The 14813-nt window shown below is 69.1% G+C and carries 18 protein-coding genes; all 18 read right to left on the bottom strand.

From position 1 onward, the window contains the following. Positions 1-23 precede the first annotated feature (23 nt). Positions 24-851 (bottom strand): OmpA/MotB family protein, encoded by an 828-nt coding sequence (locus AC1DBL_RS06835; RefSeq protein WP_441418230.1) that lies wholly within the window; start codon positions 849-851, stop codon positions 24-26. Beyond that, positions 848-1669, bottom strand: coding sequence for a motility protein A (locus tag AC1DBL_RS06830; protein ID WP_441418229.1), 822 nt, complete (start codon positions 1667-1669; stop codon positions 848-850). The genes AC1DBL_RS06835 and AC1DBL_RS06830 overlap by 4 nt, the downstream gene beginning before the upstream one ends. A gap of 3 nt (positions 1670-1672) precedes the next feature. Continuing rightward, on the bottom strand, positions 1673-1960 hold the full coding sequence (locus tag AC1DBL_RS06825) for a flagellar FlbD family protein (protein ID WP_441418228.1): 288 nt from the start codon (positions 1958-1960) through the stop codon (positions 1673-1675). Between the two features lie 414 nt (positions 1961-2374). Continuing rightward, a complete protein-coding gene (locus AC1DBL_RS06820; RefSeq protein WP_441418227.1) occupies positions 2375-3535 on the bottom strand; it encodes a flagellar hook protein FlgE in 1161 nt (386 codons plus the stop codon). A gap of 30 nt (positions 3536-3565) precedes the next feature. Next, on the bottom strand, positions 3566-4000 hold the full coding sequence (locus tag AC1DBL_RS06815; protein WP_441418226.1) for a flagellar hook assembly protein FlgD: 435 nt from the start codon (positions 3998-4000) through the stop codon (positions 3566-3568). An 18-nt stretch (positions 4001-4018) separates the two neighbouring features. Next, entirely contained in the window at positions 4019-5647 is a 1629-nt protein-coding gene (locus AC1DBL_RS06810; protein WP_441418225.1) for a flagellar hook-length control protein FliK, read from the bottom strand. Continuing rightward, entirely contained in the window at positions 5644-6336 is a 693-nt protein-coding gene (locus AC1DBL_RS06805; RefSeq protein ID WP_476925756.1) for a C40 family peptidase, read from the bottom strand. Before AC1DBL_RS06805 ends, AC1DBL_RS06810 begins: the two co-directional genes overlap by 4 nt. Next, the gene (locus AC1DBL_RS06800) at positions 6333-6767 is read right to left on the bottom strand and encodes a flagellar FliJ family protein (RefSeq protein WP_441418223.1); all 435 of its coding nucleotides are present in this window, start codon (positions 6765-6767) and stop codon (positions 6333-6335) included. The genes AC1DBL_RS06805 and AC1DBL_RS06800 overlap by 4 nt, the downstream gene beginning before the upstream one ends. Then, positions 6764-8092, bottom strand: a complete 1329-nt coding sequence (locus AC1DBL_RS06795) for a FliI/YscN family ATPase (RefSeq protein WP_476917767.1) — start codon at positions 8090-8092, stop codon at positions 6764-6766. The genes AC1DBL_RS06800 and AC1DBL_RS06795 overlap by 4 nt, the downstream gene beginning before the upstream one ends. After that, positions 8089-8769, bottom strand: a complete 681-nt coding sequence (locus tag AC1DBL_RS06790; RefSeq protein WP_476925755.1) for a FliH/SctL family protein — start codon at positions 8767-8769, stop codon at positions 8089-8091. Before AC1DBL_RS06790 ends, AC1DBL_RS06795 begins: the two co-directional genes overlap by 4 nt. Beyond that, positions 8759-9775 (bottom strand): flagellar motor switch protein FliG, encoded by a 1017-nt coding sequence (gene fliG / locus AC1DBL_RS06785; RefSeq protein ID WP_441418220.1) that lies wholly within the window; start codon positions 9773-9775, stop codon positions 8759-8761. Before fliG ends, AC1DBL_RS06790 begins: the two co-directional genes overlap by 11 nt. Beyond that, positions 9772-11382, bottom strand: coding sequence for a flagellar basal-body MS-ring/collar protein FliF (gene fliF / locus AC1DBL_RS06780; RefSeq protein WP_476909081.1), 1611 nt, complete (start codon positions 11380-11382; stop codon positions 9772-9774). Before fliF ends, fliG begins: the two co-directional genes overlap by 4 nt. Continuing rightward, positions 11382-11687 carry a flagellar hook-basal body complex protein FliE gene (gene fliE, locus AC1DBL_RS06775; RefSeq protein WP_476925754.1) on the bottom strand — a complete coding sequence of 102 codons (306 nt, stop codon included), beginning with the start codon at positions 11685-11687 and terminating at the stop codon, positions 11382-11384. Before fliE ends, fliF begins: the two co-directional genes overlap by 1 nt. Then, positions 11687-12079, bottom strand: a complete 393-nt coding sequence (locus AC1DBL_RS06770; RefSeq protein ID WP_441418217.1) for a flagellar basal body rod protein FlgC — start codon at positions 12077-12079, stop codon at positions 11687-11689. Before AC1DBL_RS06770 ends, fliE begins: the two co-directional genes overlap by 1 nt. Continuing rightward, entirely contained in the window at positions 12079-12420 is a 342-nt protein-coding gene (locus tag AC1DBL_RS06765) for a flagellar basal body rod protein FlgB (RefSeq protein WP_441418216.1), read from the bottom strand. Before AC1DBL_RS06765 ends, AC1DBL_RS06770 begins: the two co-directional genes overlap by 1 nt. A 155-nt stretch (positions 12421-12575) precedes the next feature. Next, positions 12576-12965 (bottom strand): hypothetical protein, encoded by a 390-nt coding sequence (locus AC1DBL_RS06760; protein ID WP_476909079.1) that lies wholly within the window; start codon positions 12963-12965, stop codon positions 12576-12578. Further along, entirely contained in the window at positions 12958-13464 is a 507-nt protein-coding gene (gene fliS, locus AC1DBL_RS06755; RefSeq protein WP_476925753.1) for a flagellar export chaperone FliS, read from the bottom strand. The genes AC1DBL_RS06760 and fliS overlap by 8 nt, the downstream gene beginning before the upstream one ends. Next, positions 13461-14792 (bottom strand): flagellar filament capping protein FliD, encoded by a 1332-nt coding sequence (fliD, locus tag AC1DBL_RS06750; RefSeq protein WP_476925752.1) that lies wholly within the window; start codon positions 14790-14792, stop codon positions 13461-13463. The genes fliS and fliD overlap by 4 nt, the downstream gene beginning before the upstream one ends. Between the last annotated feature and the right edge of the window lie 21 nt (positions 14793-14813).

The following is a 14813-nucleotide window of genomic DNA, read 5'->3' as shown; positions in this document are numbered from 1 at the left end:
TCAGACAGCACGCGAAAGAGCCGCTATTTCTGGGTCAGCTTCAAGGCCTGGGGAATGAGGGCCCGGACGACGTCGGGCTTGTCGGAGATGACTACGATGTCCACCCGCCGGTTCCGCTCCATCAGCGCCGGCGTGGAATCGTCGTTGACCTGGCGGGCCGAGCCGAAGGCGACGGCCCCGATCCGCTGCGGCGGGATCCCGCCGCGGTCCACCATGTAGCGCAGCACGTTGACCGCGCGCGCCGAGGACAGTTCCCAAGTGGACGGGTACGCGGTAATGCCCTTCGCTGCGTGGCCTTCCACCATGATCTCCAGCGCCGCGGGGCCGAGGATGGGCGAGATGATGTGCAGCACCTGGGACGCGCGGTTGGTGAGCTCGGGCCGGTCGGGGGCGAAGAAGGCCTGGGAGCCGATGAGCTTGACCGTCAGGCCGCGCTGGTCGATTTGGAACTCCACGTTCTGGCTGAGCCCGGCGGCGGCCAGGCCGGCCTTCATCTTTTTCTCGAGGGCGCGCAGCCGGTCCACTTCTTTCTTCGCGGCGGCGAGGGCTGCGTCCTGGGCTTTCTTGTCGTCCGACTGGACGGCGGCAAAGGCCTCGAGGTCTTTGTTGACGAATTCGGGCGGGACCACGGTCCCGGAGGCGGTGTCCACGGTTTCCGAGGCCACCGCGCCGAACCCGGTGGCGAGCGAGTTGCGCAGCTTCTCGAACTTGTTCGCGTCGACCGTGGACATGGCGTAAAGGACGATGAAGAGGCACATGAGCACGGTGACCATGTCCATGTAGGAAGCCATCCAGCGTTCGTCGACGTGGTGCGCTTCGGGTTTCTTGCGGGGCCGGCGGCGTCCGCTCACGCTGCGGTGTCCATCGACTCCGCGGTGCCGTCACCGCTGGGCGCCTTGCGGCCCTTGTCGGCGCTCTTGAGCTGGTGCTCCGGGACCATGGAACGGAGCCGTTCGGCCAGCAGCAGGGGCTGGGCGCCGGACTGCACGGCGAGCATGCCCTCCATCACGAGGGTCATGCGTTCGATGTTCAACTCGGAGAGCCTGGCCAGTCGCGAACTGAACGGCAGCCAGATGAAGTTGGCCGAGAGCAGGCCCCACAGGGTCGCGACGAAGGCGGCGGCGATCATGTGCCCCAGTTCGTCCGGCTTGGAGAGGTTTTCGAGGACGTGGGTGAGGGACACGACAGTTCCGACGATCCCCACGGTAGGGGCGTAGCCGCCGAGGCTGGCGAAGAACTTCGACGACGCGTGGTCGCTGCGGGACTTCGTGTCAATCTCGTCCTCCATCTGCAGCCGGAGGTCCTCGGCGTCGGTGCCGTCTGCGATGTTCTGCAGGGCTCGGGCCAGGAACGGATCCTTGACGCTCGCGGCCTCTTCCTCAAGGGAGAGCAGGCCCTCGGCGCGCGCCTTTTCCGCGAAGCGGACCATCTGGTCGATGCTTTCCTGGGGCTTCGACGTCTTTCCCATGAACATTGCCGGCACGGCCCTGAACGCTTGGATCACGTCCTTGAGCGTGTTGCCGGCCAGCCCGATGGCCAGGGTTGCCCCGAAGACCAGGACCAGGGGCCCGGGCAGCAGCAGGCCGGAGATGCTGCCACCTTCAATGACCACCATGGTGACGACGGAACCAAACGCGAGGAGCAGTCCAATGATTGTTGCGGGATCCATGGCTTACTTCCTTGGTGGTTCAGGTGCGGAGGCGTCGGCATCGTCGTCCGGTCCGGCAGGCGGGACCAGGCTCAAGGGGTAGCCCGTGACGGCGGGGAAATCCCGCGCCTTGTTCAGGACGTAGGCGCGGTAGTCGGCAATCAGCTCGACCACCTCGGCCAGGCTTTCGAGCACAACATAAGCGGCGCCGTCGAGCGTGACCAGGTGGGTGTCCGGACTCTCGTGGATCCGTTCAATCAGGTCCGGATTGACCGCGAAGCGCGTTCCGTTGAGGCGTGTGACAACGATCATGGGCCGATTCTGCTCTGGGGACTGCCTGGCGGTGCGGCCAAGCGGCGGGTAGGGGTGTTCTCCCCTTACTGTCGGCCGCCCCCGCGCTTTCGTTAGGCGCCGCGGACACACGAAAGGGGTCCCCAAGGGACCCCTTCCATGTGGCCCGCCGTTCCACGGCCTTCGTTCGCCCGAATTTCGCTACGGCAACGGACACCCGCGGCGGAAACGGACCTGCGCGCCCCGGATCCGGGGCGCATCAGGCCGCCCGCGCCGCGTTTTTCCAAAACCGGTGCGAAAAAGCACGGCCGGCACCGCGTCTGCCGTCGAACGGGTGCATGCGGCGGACAGCTCGGGTCCTCGGAGCTGGATGAGTCCCGTGGCTGTCTTCCGTGCGCCCCTCGCTGGCGACCTTGGACCGCGGTGCGCCAGGGGTTAGCGCTTGAGGTTGCCGAGCTCCTGCAGGACCTCGTCCGAGGTGGTGATGATGCGGGCGTTGGCCTGGAAGCCGCGCTGGGCGACGATCAGGTTGGTGAATTCCTGGGACAGGTCCACGTTGGACATCTCCAGCGAGCCGCCGGCCAGGGTGCCGATGCCCGGGTCGCCGGCCGCGCCCAGCTGGACGTTGCCGGAGTTGGCGGTGGCGACGTAGGAGGAGCCGCCGGCCTTCTCGAGGCCGGCCGGGTTGGTGAACTTCGCCAGCGCAATCTTGGCGAGGACCTGCTTGGTGCCGTTGCTGAAGGACCCGATCAGGGAGCCGTCATTGCCGAGGGTGAAGGATTCCAGCTTCCCGGCCGGGGTGCCGTTCTGGCCGCTGACGGTGAGCGAGCTCATGCCTGCGAAGGAGGACACCTGGCTTACGTCGATGGTCTTGCCCGCAACGTTGAGCTTGCCCGGAGAGGTCAGCCGGCCGTCGGTGAAGCTCATCCGGTCCGCGATGGTGGCGCCGCCGTCGGTGGACACACCCCAGCCGCCAGGCTGCTGGACAAAGGTGAGGGTGAGGTTGCTGGCGGCGCCGACGGAGTCGTAGACCTTGACCACGCGGTCGAACGACGCCGAACCGGCGTCCGCGGGCAGGTTGCCGTCCAGCGTCATGGAGGTCGTGGGGGTCGCGATCATGGTGTTGGGGTTAAGCGTGATGTCGCCAATGGCACCCGCCTGGTCCACCTTGCCGTTGTTGGCGGTCCAGCCCTGCAGGATGCCGCCGTCCGGGCTGACGAGCTGGCTGGCAGCGTCGAACGTCATGGATCCCGCACGGGTGAACAGCTGCTGGCCGCCCTTGCTGGTGACGAAGAAGCCGTCGCCGGAGATCATCATGTCCGTGGCGCGGCCGGTGCTCTGCGAGGAGCCCTGGGCGAAGTTGGTGCTGACGCCGGCGACGCGGACGCCGAGGCCGATCTGCGCCGGGTTGCTGCCGCCGGACTCACCCTGCGGCGCGGACGCGCCCTGGGTCAGCTGCGAGAGGGTGTCCTGGAACTGCGTGGAGGACGCCTTGAAGCCGGCCGTGTTGACGTTGGCGATGTTGTTGCCGGTGACATCCAGCATGGTCTGGTGGGCACGAAGGCCGGAGATTCCGGAGTACAGCGAGCGGAGCATGGGAACTGCCTTTCTACGGGAGGAAACTGGTCAGGAAGCGGCCGGCGCGGTAAGGCCGGTGATGGAGTCGAGGGGGATGGAGAGATCGCCGACCTTGACGGTCGGTACTGCGTCGGCGAAGGAAACCGAGCTGGCGATTCCGGTGCCGGTGGTGCCGTCGGCGAGTTTGTAGTCAACGGAGTGGCCGATCAGCTGTGATGCTGCCGAGCGCATCTGGAGGGAGAATCCCTCCTTGCTGTTGGAAGTCAGTTCGGTCATCTTTTCCATCATGGAAAGCTGGATGGTCTGCGCCATCATCTGGTTCGTATCCATGGGGGCGCTGGGGTTCTGGTTCTTGAGCTGGGCCACGAGGAGGGTCATGAACACGTTGGCGTCCATGGACTGCACGGGGGCCCGGACGGCGGCAGCCTGCGGGGTCGTCCCCGCGGCCGTAACCGGCTGCGGGGCGATGGGCTGGATAGTCATGGGTCGGGTTCCTTCGTGTCAGACGAGAATGTCGAGGGTGGTTTGGGGACCGTTCAGGATCCTGGTGCTGCGCAGCGACGCTTGGTCCGCCAGGGCGTCCCACCGGTGCCCGGGCCGCGGTTCGCCGGGCCCGTTCCGGCCGCCGGGTCCCGAGCCGGCGCTGCCGGCGTCGGAGGCTTCGCGGCCGGCTGCACCCTGTCCCGCGTCCCCTCCTGCGTCCTGGCCCCGGCCCGCCGGTCCGCTGTGGTCCGAGAGGTCGAGGGTCGCACCGAAGCCGGCGTCGGCAAGTTCCTTGCGCAGTTCCGGCAGGATCCCGCGCAGCGCTTCCCGGCCGGTGTCCCCGGGAGCGAACAGTTCGATCCGAACGCCGGCGCCGTCGATGTGGGCGCGCACGGTCAGCGGACCGAGGTCCTCGGGGGTAACTTTCAGGGTCATGATGTGCTGGCCGTGCGGGGCCGCTGCGAGCGTGAACAGCGGCTTTGCCAGCTGCGGGGTGAGGGCGGGCTGCTGGGCCGGAGTCGCGGCCGCCGGTAGTGCCGTGCTGCGGGCCGGGCCCGGCGCGGGCGGGGCCACCGCCGCGGCGCCGGCAGCGGCCACGCTGTCCGTCGCTGCGGGAGCAGCCGGACGGCTCTCGGCGGGAGCGTCGGGGGCCCCGCCGGGGAGCCTCCCTCCGGTCCCGACGACGACGCCGGGCAGGCCCGGTGCCGCCGTGCCGGCAGCGGTGGGCGCCGCTGCGGTCTGCGCCGCCGTCGGCGGAACTCCCGTCGCCGGAGCGGCTGCCGGGGGCAGCGCCGCAGCGGGATCCGCGGGCGCGGCGGGGGCGGTCGTGGCTCCAGCCGCGGCAACAGCCTGGGCGGGAACGACGCCGGCAGCCGTGCCAGCGGCCGGCTTGCCACCCGCCGGGACGCCCGCCGGGCGGAGGGCAGCCTGAGCCGCGGCGGCCGGAAGGACGATGCCCGGAAGCGCCGCACCAGGTTGCGGTGGTGTGGCGAGGCCGGCTGCTGCGGGGCCCGCCGCTGTGTTGCTCGCCGGTTCGTGGCGCAGGGCGACACCGCCGGCAACGGACGCCACGACCGGTGCGGGCGCCGCCGCAGTCTCCCCCGCGGACGGGGCCGTCACAGCGCCGGTCGGGGGCGCCAGCCGCGGGTCCACAAAGAGCTGGCCGGAAGCTGCTGCTGGGCTCACAGACGGCGGGGCGATGCCGCCGGGTGCCGCCGTCGCGGCCGTAGTCTCCCCCGCGGCCGCGGCGGGCTGGATCGCCGCGGCGAACTGGGCCGAAGCGGCCAGGATGCCGGCATCGGCCGCTGACGCAGCGGCGGAGCCCTCAGTGGCAGCAGTTGCGTCCTGGGCGGGGGCGTCCGCCGGGGCCCCGTCTTTCGAGGTCTTGGCCTCGCCGGGCGCCGCGGCGGTGCCGGGCGCAGTAGCGGTGCCGGGCGCCGTGGCGGTGGACGAGGGGGCAGCCGCGACGGACGACGGGGCAGCGGAAGCTGCCTCGTAGCTCACCGCGTCGCTCAGCACGGACCCGAAGCCGCCGGCGTCGGGCGCCCCACTGTCTGTGCGCGCGCGGCTCCCTTGCTGGGCGCCGCGGGCCTGCACCGGAGACCCGGCGAGCGCAGTCGCCAGGTCCATCGAAGCCATGCCCTTCATGAGGCGCCTCCCGCCGGGACGATCCGCCGGATGGAGGTCAGGTTGGACTGTTGCTCCCAGGCGTCGCGGATCTGGATGGTCTTGCCTGGCACGGGCGCGTCGATGGCTTTGCCGTTGCCGAGGTAGATGGAGATGTGATTCCCGCCGAAACTGATCAGCAGGTCGCCGGGCTTGGCCTCGGCCAGGGACGCCACCGGGGTTCCCTGCTTCATCTGGTCGCTAACGACCCGCGGAAGCTCGACGCCGAGGTCCTTGAAGACCCGCTGCGTGAAGCCGGAGCAGTCCATCCCGGTGGCCGGGTTGGTGCCGCCCCAGACGTAGGGCACCCCGATGTACTTCTTGGCCATGGCCACCACGTCCGTGCCGGTCGCGCTGCCTGCAGCTACCGGCACAGCGGGTGCCGGTGCGGTGAGCCCCTTGAAGGCGCCGATGCCCGCGGTGCCGCCCAGGCCCAGGCCGCCGGCCAGGGATGAGGGATCCGTTCCGGAGGCGCTTGCGCTTCCGCCGAGGGCCGCGGTCAGCGCCTCCGTGAAGGAGCCGGCGTCGCCGGTGGCGGTCCCGGTCGCGAGGGACGTGGCTGCGGCGGACTTCAGCGCCGCGGCGGTGCTTTCGGTCTGGGTGGGACGGGTGAGCTCAGCGATCATCGACTGGATGCCCTGCATGCGGCCCAGCGCCTCGGTCATGCTCATGAGCGCACCTGCTGTTCGTCCCGGTGCCAGATCGTCGAGGAAATCTCGTCCAGGGTGGACTGTTCGGCGCGCAGCTCCGCGGTGTTCACTTCGGCGTGGTGGCGGGCCTGCAGCTTTTCCAGGCCGACGGACCGGGTGCGGGCGGCGATGAATTCCTCGCGCGCCGCGGCCTCGTCCGTCTCGGCTGCGCGGGCCAGGTTCTCCAGGTCCGCCAGCATGCTGTGGGACGCCGCGCGGGACGCCGCGACGGCGCGCAGCGACGCGGAGCTGACGATGTCCTCGTCGGTGGCGGACAGCTGCCGGCGGGCCGAGGCTTCCCGGGCCCGGACCGAAGTGGACCGGGAACGGGCGCGGGCCAGCCCGGACGCCGCCTGGTCCTGCTGGATCTGGCGGAGGCGCAACAGCCCCGCGAGCGAGAATTGCCGGTTCATGCCGCGGCTCCCAGGATCGAAGTGAGGTGGTCCAGCTGACGCCAGGACTCGGGGTGGGGGGTGGACTCGTCCATCGGCTGCTGCAGGAAGCCGCTGACGGAGTCCTCATGCGCCAGGGCGGCATCCACCAGCGGGTTGGTCCCGGCCTGGTAGGCGCCGACGTCGATCAGGTCCTGGGCTGCCTTGCGGGCCGCGAGGACCCTGCGCAGCGTGGAGGCCGCGTCGAGGTGGTGACGGGCGTTGACCTTGGAGGCAACGCGCGAGACCGAACCCAGCACGTCCACCGAGGGGAAGTGTCCCGTCACGGCGAGCTTCCGGTCCAGCACCACATGGCCGTCGAGGATGGACCGGGCGGCATCGGCGATGGGTTCATTGTGGTCGTCGCCGTCCACCAGCACGGTGTAGATGCCGGTCACTGAGCCGGATTCGGCGGTGCCGGCCCGCTCCAGCAGCCGGGCCAGGACGGAGAACGTCGACGGCGGGTAGCCGCGGGTAGCGGGGGGCTCGCCGGCGGAGAGGCCGATCTCGCGCTGGGCCATGGCCACGCGGGTCAGCGAATCCATCATGAGCACAACGTCCTGGCCCTGGTCCCGGAAGGATTCGGCGATCCGGGTGGCGGTGAACGCGGCGCGCATGCGCATCAGCGCCGGCTCGTCAGAGGTGGCGACGACGACGACCGAGCGGGCCAGCCCGGCGGGGCCAAGGTCGTCCTCCAGGAATTCGCGGACTTCGCGGCCGCGCTCCCCCACGAGGGCGATCACGGATACTTCGGCGTCGGTGCCGCGGGCGATCATGGACAGCAGTGAAGACTTGCCGACGCCGGAGCCGGCGAAGAGGCCCATGCGCTGGCCCTTGCCCAGGGTGGTCATGGTGTCCAGCACCCGGACGCCGGTCTGCAGCGCGGTGTCGATCCGTGCGCGTTTCATGGCGTTCGGCGCCTCGTTGTCGATCGGCACGCGCGGTCCGCTGAGCAGCGGGCCCTTGCCGTCGATCGGGCGGCCGAGGCCGTCGATGACGCGGCCGAAGAGCCCCGCACCGGTGGGGACCAGCACGGTGCCGCCCTTGGCGCGGACCGGGTCTCCGGCGGCGACGCCGGCGAGGCGCCCGAGCGGCATGCAGCGCACGGAGCCGTCCAGGGCCGCCACGACCTCGGCGTCGAGTCCGGGGTTCTCCCCCACGGTGACCAGGTCACCGAGGGCGCAGTCCAGGCCGGACACTTCCAGGCCCAGGCCCATCACGGAGGTGACGGTGCCGACGCGCTGCGGCGCGGCCGCGGCGAGGGCAGCCGCGAAGTCGTCGCCCTTGGGGCGCCACTGGGCGATCATGGCTGCCCGCCGGAGAGCGAATCCGGGGCATCGGCGGGCCACTGCTGGTCCCCCATCAGGGCCGCCTTGGCACGGGCCAGGGCGCTGCCTAGGCTGGCGTCCAGCCAGCCCTGCTGGTATTCCACTTTCGCGTCGCCGCGCTGCAGGGACGCGTCGGCGAGCAGCGGAAGGCCGGCCGGCAGGTCCTGGCCTTCCTTGGCGAGCACCTCGATGTCGGCCGGGTGCAGCCTGATGGCCAGCACGGTGGCGGCGTCGTTTCCGGACAGGGCGCGGTCCAGGGCGGCGCGGGCCGTCCGGGTGCCCTCGGCAAGTTCGTAGCCGAGGACGGCCTCGGCCAGTTCCAGCGCGGTACGGGCCAGGACCTCTTCGGCGTCGTGCAGGGCCTGGACGTTGCGGTGCGCGAAGTCGGTGCGGGCCACGGCGAGGGCGCGGACGGCACGGTCCAGGTCCTGCTGCCCGGCGGCGAGCGAGGCGGCCTGCTCGGCAGCCATCCGGTCGCGCCAGCGGCGCTGTTCCTTGGCGGCGGCGCGGACGCCCGCGGCGTAGCCCGCGGCGTGGCCCTCGGTGTAGCCGGCCTGCTCGTTGGCCGGTCCACTGGACCGCAGCGAGGGGAAGACGATGCGGGCCGGGGCGCTTTCGGCGGAGCCGGCGTCCGTAAACGACCCGTCAGTAAACATAGTCTTCTTCGTCCCCGCGCTGGATGGTGATCTGGCCTTCGGCTTCGAGCTCGCGGATGGAGCGGACGACGGCGGCCCGCGCCTCCTCGATCTGCGAGGCGCGCAGCGGTCCCAGTGCCGCCATCTCGGATTCGAGGATTTCGAGGTTGCGGCCGGAGACGTTGGTGGTGATGGTTTCCAGCACCGGTTCGGTGGCGCCCTTCATGGCCACGGCGAGCACGGAGGCGTCCAGGCCGCGGAGCACCAGCTGCACGTCGCGGCGTTCCAGCTTGACGATGTCGTCGAAGGTCACCATCTGGGCGCGGATTTCCACGGCGAGGTCCGGATCCAGCAGGTCGAGCCCGTCCAGGACGGAGCGTTCGGTCCCGGCGTCGGTCCGGTTGATGATTTCCAGCAGCGGCTGGATGCCGCCGACCACTTTGGAGGCCTGCTGCGAGACGGCCGCGCCGCCGCGCAGCTTCAGCGTGTCCGCGACGATGCCGATGGCTTCCGGCGCGCCCGAGCCCATGGTGGCGATGCTGAGCGCGACGTCGGCCCGCAGCGAGCCTGGCAGCCCGGACATCACGGCCGAGGCCTTGCGCGGGCTCAGGTGGGCCAGGACCAGCGCGATGGTCTGCGGAAGTTCGCCGTCGATCAGCGCGAGGATCTGCACCGGTTCGATGTCTTCGAGGAACTCAAACGATTTGCCGGCCATGTTGACGGTCAGCCGGTTGATCAGGCCGGCGGCCTTTTCCGAGCCGAAGGAGGCCTCGAGCAGGCCTTCGGCGAGCTCACGGCCGCCGCGGGCCTGCCGCGGGCTGCTCAGGGCAGCCTCGTGGAAGTCCTTCATTATCTGCTCGGCGACCTCCGGATCCACCTTGCGGAGGCGGACAATCTCGGCGGCGATTTCCTCCGCCTCGGAGTCCGTCAACTGTGCCATCACCCGGGCCGCGTTGGGCGGACTCATCTGCATCAGGACGACGGCGGCGCGCTGGGTGCCGGTGAGGGTCGATTCGGCGAGTTTCATGCGGGCTGCCTGTCATCCATGAGGCTGCGGAGGTAGTCGGCTGCCTTCTCCGGGTTGGCGGCGACCATGTTGTCGATCTCCTGCATGCGGCGTTCGGCTTCCAGCACCTCCATGGGCGGCGCCGGCAGCGGCTGCAGCGGCAGGGCCGTCAGCGGGATGGCCGACGTCGCGGGGGCCGGATCGATGGCCGTCACAGCGGGGATCGCCGGCAGCAGGTCCAGGCGCTCGCCCAGGTCCACCGGCTCACGCTTCTGGCGGCGGCGCAGGATGATGGTGACGACCAGGGCCAGGATCAGCAGTCCGAGCAGGATGCTGCCGGCCGTGACCAGGGTTGCGAAGAACGCCTGCTGCTTCTGGGCCTCGAGGTCGGCCTTGGCCGCGTCGAGGGAGGCGTTGGCCGCATCCGCGGCCGCGGTGCTGAACGGGATCACCTCGACGGTGACGATGTCGCCCCGGGCCTTGTCGACGCCGGCGGCGGAGGTCACCAGCGCGGTGAGTGAGCCGATGTTCAGCCCGCCCGCGGCGGACTGGCTGACAGCCACCGAAATGGTCTGTCGCTTCACGGCGCCCGGCGGGATGACCCGGTCCTCGGTGACCTTGTTGACGGCGTTGTTCTTGGTCGCGGTCGTGGAGTCGAAGCTGCCGTTGCCGCTGGTTCCGCCAGGGACCGCGATGTTGTCCGGTCCGAGGACGCCGGCGGCACCGCCCGCGCCTCCGCTGTACTTTTCCGTCTTGGAGGATTCGCTCAGCGGCAGCGCGCCCGGGGTGTTGGAGAAGGTTTCGCTCTTTTGCTGGGCGGATTCTCCAGTGACATCTGCCGCGACCGCCACGGTGGAGTTGCCGGGACCCACTACGCGGTCCAGGACGGCGCGGACGGCGTCGCCGGTGCGCTGCTGGTAGTCGGCGGCCTGCTTGGAGGAGGATCCCGCGGCCCCGCCGCCCACAGTGGAGAGGACGTTGCCCTGCGAGTCCACCACGGAGACGTTGGCAGGTTTGAGGTTCTCGATCGCGGCGGAGGTCAGGTGCACGATGGCCTGGACCTTGTCGCCGGAGAGGGTCACGCCGGGCGCGGTCTCGACGAAGACCGAGGCCGTGGTGTCCGGGGTCTTCGAGACGAAGACGGTCTTTTCCGGGATGGCGAGCCGGACCGCGGCAGTCTTCACGCCGTCCATGGCGGAGATGGTGCTGGCCAGTTCGCCTTCGAGAGCGCGCTTGTAGGTCACGGACTGCTGGAACTCGGAGGACGTGACGCCCATCTTGTCCAGCAGCGAGTAGCCGGTGGCCGCGGCGGTCGGAAGGCCGGCGGCGGCGGCTTTGAGGCGCTCGTCGTAGACCTTGTCCTGCGGCACGAGGATGGTGGAGCCGCCGTCGCTGAGCTCGTAGGGGACGTTGTCCTTGCGCAGCTGCTCCACGATGCCGTTCGCATCCGTGTCCTTGAGGCCGGAGAACAGCGGCGCCAGGGTGGGCCGGGTGAGCCAGGCGGAGAGCGCGACAACGCCAACAATCAGCAGTGCGGCGCCGATGACGGCTAGCGTGCGCTGGCCGGTGGTGAAGCTCTTGAGGCCGGCGCCGAAGCGCTGGAAGAAGACGGTGATCTGCGGAGGCATCAGGCCTGCATCCTCATGATCTCGTTGAACGCGTCAACGCCCTTGTTCCGGACCGTGGCCACGAGTTCAAGGGTGATCTGTGCCCGGCTGGCGGCGATGGTGGCGTTGTGGATGTCGTCGAGGTTGCCGGTCACGGCGGAGACGGCGAGCTCTTTCGACGTCGACTGCAGCTGCTGGAGGTTGTCAACGGCGCCGGTGAGGGAAGAGGCAAAACCGGAACCGTCCGTTGCAGGCACCGAGGCGGCACCGGAGAGGTAGTCCGTGGGCAGGACGCCCTGGGCCGGCGCGATGGGGGAAACAGGCATCAGGATCTTCCAATCTCAAGGGCGGCGAGATAGGTCTCGCGGGCGCGGTCCACGACCTGGGCGTTGGCCTGGTAGCCGCGCTGGGCGATGATCAGGGCGCCCATCTGCTCGGCCATGTCGATGTCCGGGTACTTCACGTTGCCGTTGGCGTCGGCGAGCGGGTGGTCCGGCTGGTAGACGATGCGGCCCGCGCCGTCGCCCAGCTGGGTGCTTTTGACGTACACGCCGGTGCCGTCGGCGCCTTCGGCTGCTTCAACGTACTTGGCGCGGAACGCCGGTCCGGACGTGGCGGAGGCGTCGTTCATGTTGGCCAGGTTGTCCGAAACCGCGTCGAGCCACTTGCGGTGCACGGTGAGGGCGGAGCCGGCGATGCCGATTGCGTCGAAGGTCATTAGTTGGTCCTCATAGCGGCGCGGACGGCGCTGAATTCCCCACCGATGGCGCGGGCGGCGAACTGGAAGCGCAGCACCGTGTCGATGTTGGAAAGGGTTTCCGTGTCCAGATTGACGTTGTTGCCGTTGAGCTGGGTGGGCTCGAGCGAGGTCGCCGTCGTGGCCTCGGCGTGGCCGTCCCCGGACTGCACGGACGCGGCAAGGGCAGCTTCAAAGCTGACGCGCTTGGCGTGGTAGTTCGGGGTGTTGACGTTCGCGATGTTGTTCGCGATGGCGCGTTGGCGCAGAGCCAGCCCGTCCATGGCGCTGGCCAGGGCTGCGGAAGTCACGGATTCGAGCACAGAGTCCTGCCTGGGGAATTGTGGGGTGGCCGATCCGTGGCCGTTAAACGAGCGATCCGTGCTCTTACTGTGGTTATCGGCACTGTTCAGCGCCGCGTTAGAGAAAATGTGAAAGGTTTATTCGGGTTCTTTGAATTGACCGGCCGACGGCGGGTTTAGCTGTTCACGTCGAGGTAAATCGCGCCGGCAGGATCGCCGACGCCGGGCACCGAACTCACGGCCTGCAGCTGCTTGGCCACGTCCTGTTTCGCGGCTTCCAGACGCCGGGCCACGCGCTCCTGCGCTGCTGACAACGCCATGGCCCGGCGCCGCGCTTCGGGCGGCAAGGGGCCGCTAAGAGTCGGCGGGGACCAGCGCTCCACCGGCAGAGCGGCCACCGGCTGCTCCGGGGCGGACAAGGGACCGAGCGGATCCTTCAACGTCTTCTCCGCGGCGACGACGGCCATCTCCAGCACGTCCAGCACCAGCATCCACGCGGCGAGGGCCGGGTCGGGTGCGGACTGCGCGGCGCGGGGGTAGTCCTCCCAGTAGGCAGGCTCAGCCAAAACCAAGGCTCCCGCCAGCGGCGCCCGGCTGCGTGCTCCAGGCGCCGGCTGCAGCGAAGGGCGTGGCGGCCGGTGCCGCCGACAGACCGGCCGGCCGGGCTGCCGGGATGGCCGCGGCGGCCTCGTGCCAGGCCTGGCGGAGGGGCTCCAGCAGCTCGATTGCTTCGCGGGTCAAAGCCGCGTCCCGCTGGATGTTGGCGTTGATCAGGGCCGTCGCGGCGTAGTTGTAAATACCCAGCAGCCCGTCGGCCCCCTCCCACGCGTCGGTGTTCAGCGATGACGAAAGCTCGGTGATGATGGCCTGCGCGTGGATCAGGTTCTCCGACGCGACCGGCCAGTTCGCCGTCTGCTGGGCTGTTTCCGCCCGGCCGAGGTCCAGGAGGAGACGGTCGTAAAGCATTGTGAGCAGGCGTGCCGGCGGTGCCGAGAGCACGGAGTCGGCGAGGTACTGGTTGCGCAGGGAGGCATTGCCGTAGCCGCCGAAGGAGGGCAAGGTCATGATGAGGAACTTCCTGACGAGAGGCCTGCAAGCTGGGAGGAGAGCCAAGCCGACTGCGCTTTCATGCCGCTGAGCGCGACTTCCAGGGCGGAGTATGTCTGCTGCAAGGTGGCCCGGCGGATGGCGAGGCGGTCATCCCAGTTTTCGATCTGGGTCGCGTAGTCCTTGGCCGTGCTTTGTTGGCCGATGATTTTGGTGCTGATCAGACCCGTGGTGGGGTCGGATGCCTGTTTTGCAGCATTGGCCACCCGGCCAGCGATCGTGGCGACGGCGGCCATTGTGGCCGTCGGGCTCTTCTCCAGAGCGGCGCCGAATTTCGCGGCGTCAAACTCCATGGTTCCGGTCTTGGTCAGCGTAATGCCGTACTCGGCCGGGGACTTCCCGTCGACCGGCTGCGACGCGGCAGAAAGAATGTTGGTGCTAACCGCCCGGATGGTGCTGTCCCCGGTGAATACACCGCCGGAAGTGATGGGGGCACCGGAAGCGTCGGTACTGGCGACCACGGTGCTCTTAATTGTGATCTGAGCCAGAACAGCGCTGACGCCACCGATAAGGTCCGAGGCGGCCTTGGTAATCTGTGCGTTGTCCTTGGAAACGGTGACCCGAACCGGGGTATCGGAGGCCTCGGAAACCAACAAGGAAACACCGTTCAGGGCGTTCTCGAACTTGTTGGTAGAGGACGTCACGGTCTGCTCAAGACCTGTTATGCCCGCCCAAAGCTTGATCTCAGCGTTCTGAGGTTCTTTGACCGACGTCAGCGCCAGCGCTGTGCCGTCCGACTTTTCGATGCTGAAGGCACCGGCTGTCCCGGTGGCGGTGGAAGTGAACTGAAGTCGATATTCCCCGCCGCCTAGTGCCACCTTGCTCGCCATGACGCCAGCGCCTGCAGCATTGACCGCGGAGACGACGTCGTCCATCGAAGTGCTGGCCGGGGTGACCGTGACGGACTTGCCCCCACTGGTGATGGTCATGGTGGTGTAAGGCCAGGCTGTCGCCTTCTCGCTCACGGACACCTGCGCCTCGGCGAGCTTCGAAACCGTGAAATCAAGCGACCCGGCGCTCGCGCCCGCACCGACGGAGGCAGTGACCTTGGTCGAGCTGCTCGTGGCGGCGTAGAGATCAAGGGCCTTCGGCTGGGTCAGCTTCGAAGCCGACGTGGCCAGGCTGGCGAGGGAGGAATTTAACGACTGCAGCGCTGCGATGCCCGACTGCACGGCCGCTGCCTTGTTCTTGATGAGGTTCTGCGGAGCGGCTTCAATCGTCATCAGCGAATTGATCAGGGACGTCGTGTCCAGTCCGCTGGACAGCCCGTCGATGGAGAGTCCCACTCCTACAACTCCTTAGAACAA

The organism is Arthrobacter sp. 10T44 (assembly GCF_056393885.1).
Note: the sequence above shows the minus strand (reverse complement) of the source record. Positions and strands in the feature narration are given on the sequence as shown.

Bases quoted from the DNA above. Each gene is read 5' to 3' on its own strand.
- AC1DBL_RS06830 (WP_441418229.1), bottom strand. From the start codon at position 1,669: ATGGATCCCGCAACAATCATTGGACTGCTCCTCGCGTTTGGTTCCGTC.
- AC1DBL_RS06825 (WP_441418228.1), bottom strand. From the start codon at position 1,960: ATGATCGTTGTCACACGCCTCAACGGAACGCGCTTCGCGGTCAATCCG.
- AC1DBL_RS06820 (WP_441418227.1), bottom strand. From the start codon at position 3,535: ATGCTCCGCTCGCTGTACTCCGGAATCTCCGGCCTTCGTGCCCACCAG.
- AC1DBL_RS06815 (WP_441418226.1), bottom strand. From the start codon at position 4,000: ATGACTATCCAGCCCATCGCCCCGCAGCCGGTTACGGCCGCGGGGACG.
- AC1DBL_RS06810 (WP_441418225.1), bottom strand. From the start codon at position 5,647: ATGAAGGGCATGGCTTCGATGGACCTGGCGACTGCGCTCGCCGGGTCT.
- AC1DBL_RS06805 (WP_476925756.1), bottom strand. From the start codon at position 6,336: ATGAGCATGACCGAGGCGCTGGGCCGCATGCAGGGCATCCAGTCGATG.
- AC1DBL_RS06800 (WP_441418223.1), bottom strand. From the start codon at position 6,767: ATGAACCGGCAATTCTCGCTCGCGGGGCTGTTGCGCCTCCGCCAGATC.
- AC1DBL_RS06795 (WP_476917767.1), bottom strand. From the start codon at position 8,092: ATGATCGCCCAGTGGCGCCCCAAGGGCGACGACTTCGCGGCTGCCCTC.
- AC1DBL_RS06790 (WP_476925755.1), bottom strand. From the start codon at position 8,769: ATGTTTACTGACGGGTCGTTTACGGACGCCGGCTCCGCCGAAAGCGCC.
- fliG (WP_441418220.1), bottom strand. From the start codon at position 9,775: ATGAAACTCGCCGAATCGACCCTCACCGGCACCCAGCGCGCCGCCGTC.
- fliF (WP_476909081.1), bottom strand. From the start codon at position 11,382: ATGCCTCCGCAGATCACCGTCTTCTTCCAGCGCTTCGGCGCCGGCCTC.
- fliE (WP_476925754.1), bottom strand. From the start codon at position 11,687: ATGCCTGTTTCCCCCATCGCGCCGGCCCAGGGCGTCCTGCCCACGGAC.
- AC1DBL_RS06770 (WP_441418217.1), bottom strand. From the start codon at position 12,079: ATGACCTTCGACGCAATCGGCATCGCCGGCTCCGCCCTCACCGTGCAC.
- fliS (WP_476925753.1), bottom strand. From the start codon at position 13,464: ATGACCTTGCCCTCCTTCGGCGGCTACGGCAATGCCTCCCTGCGCAAC.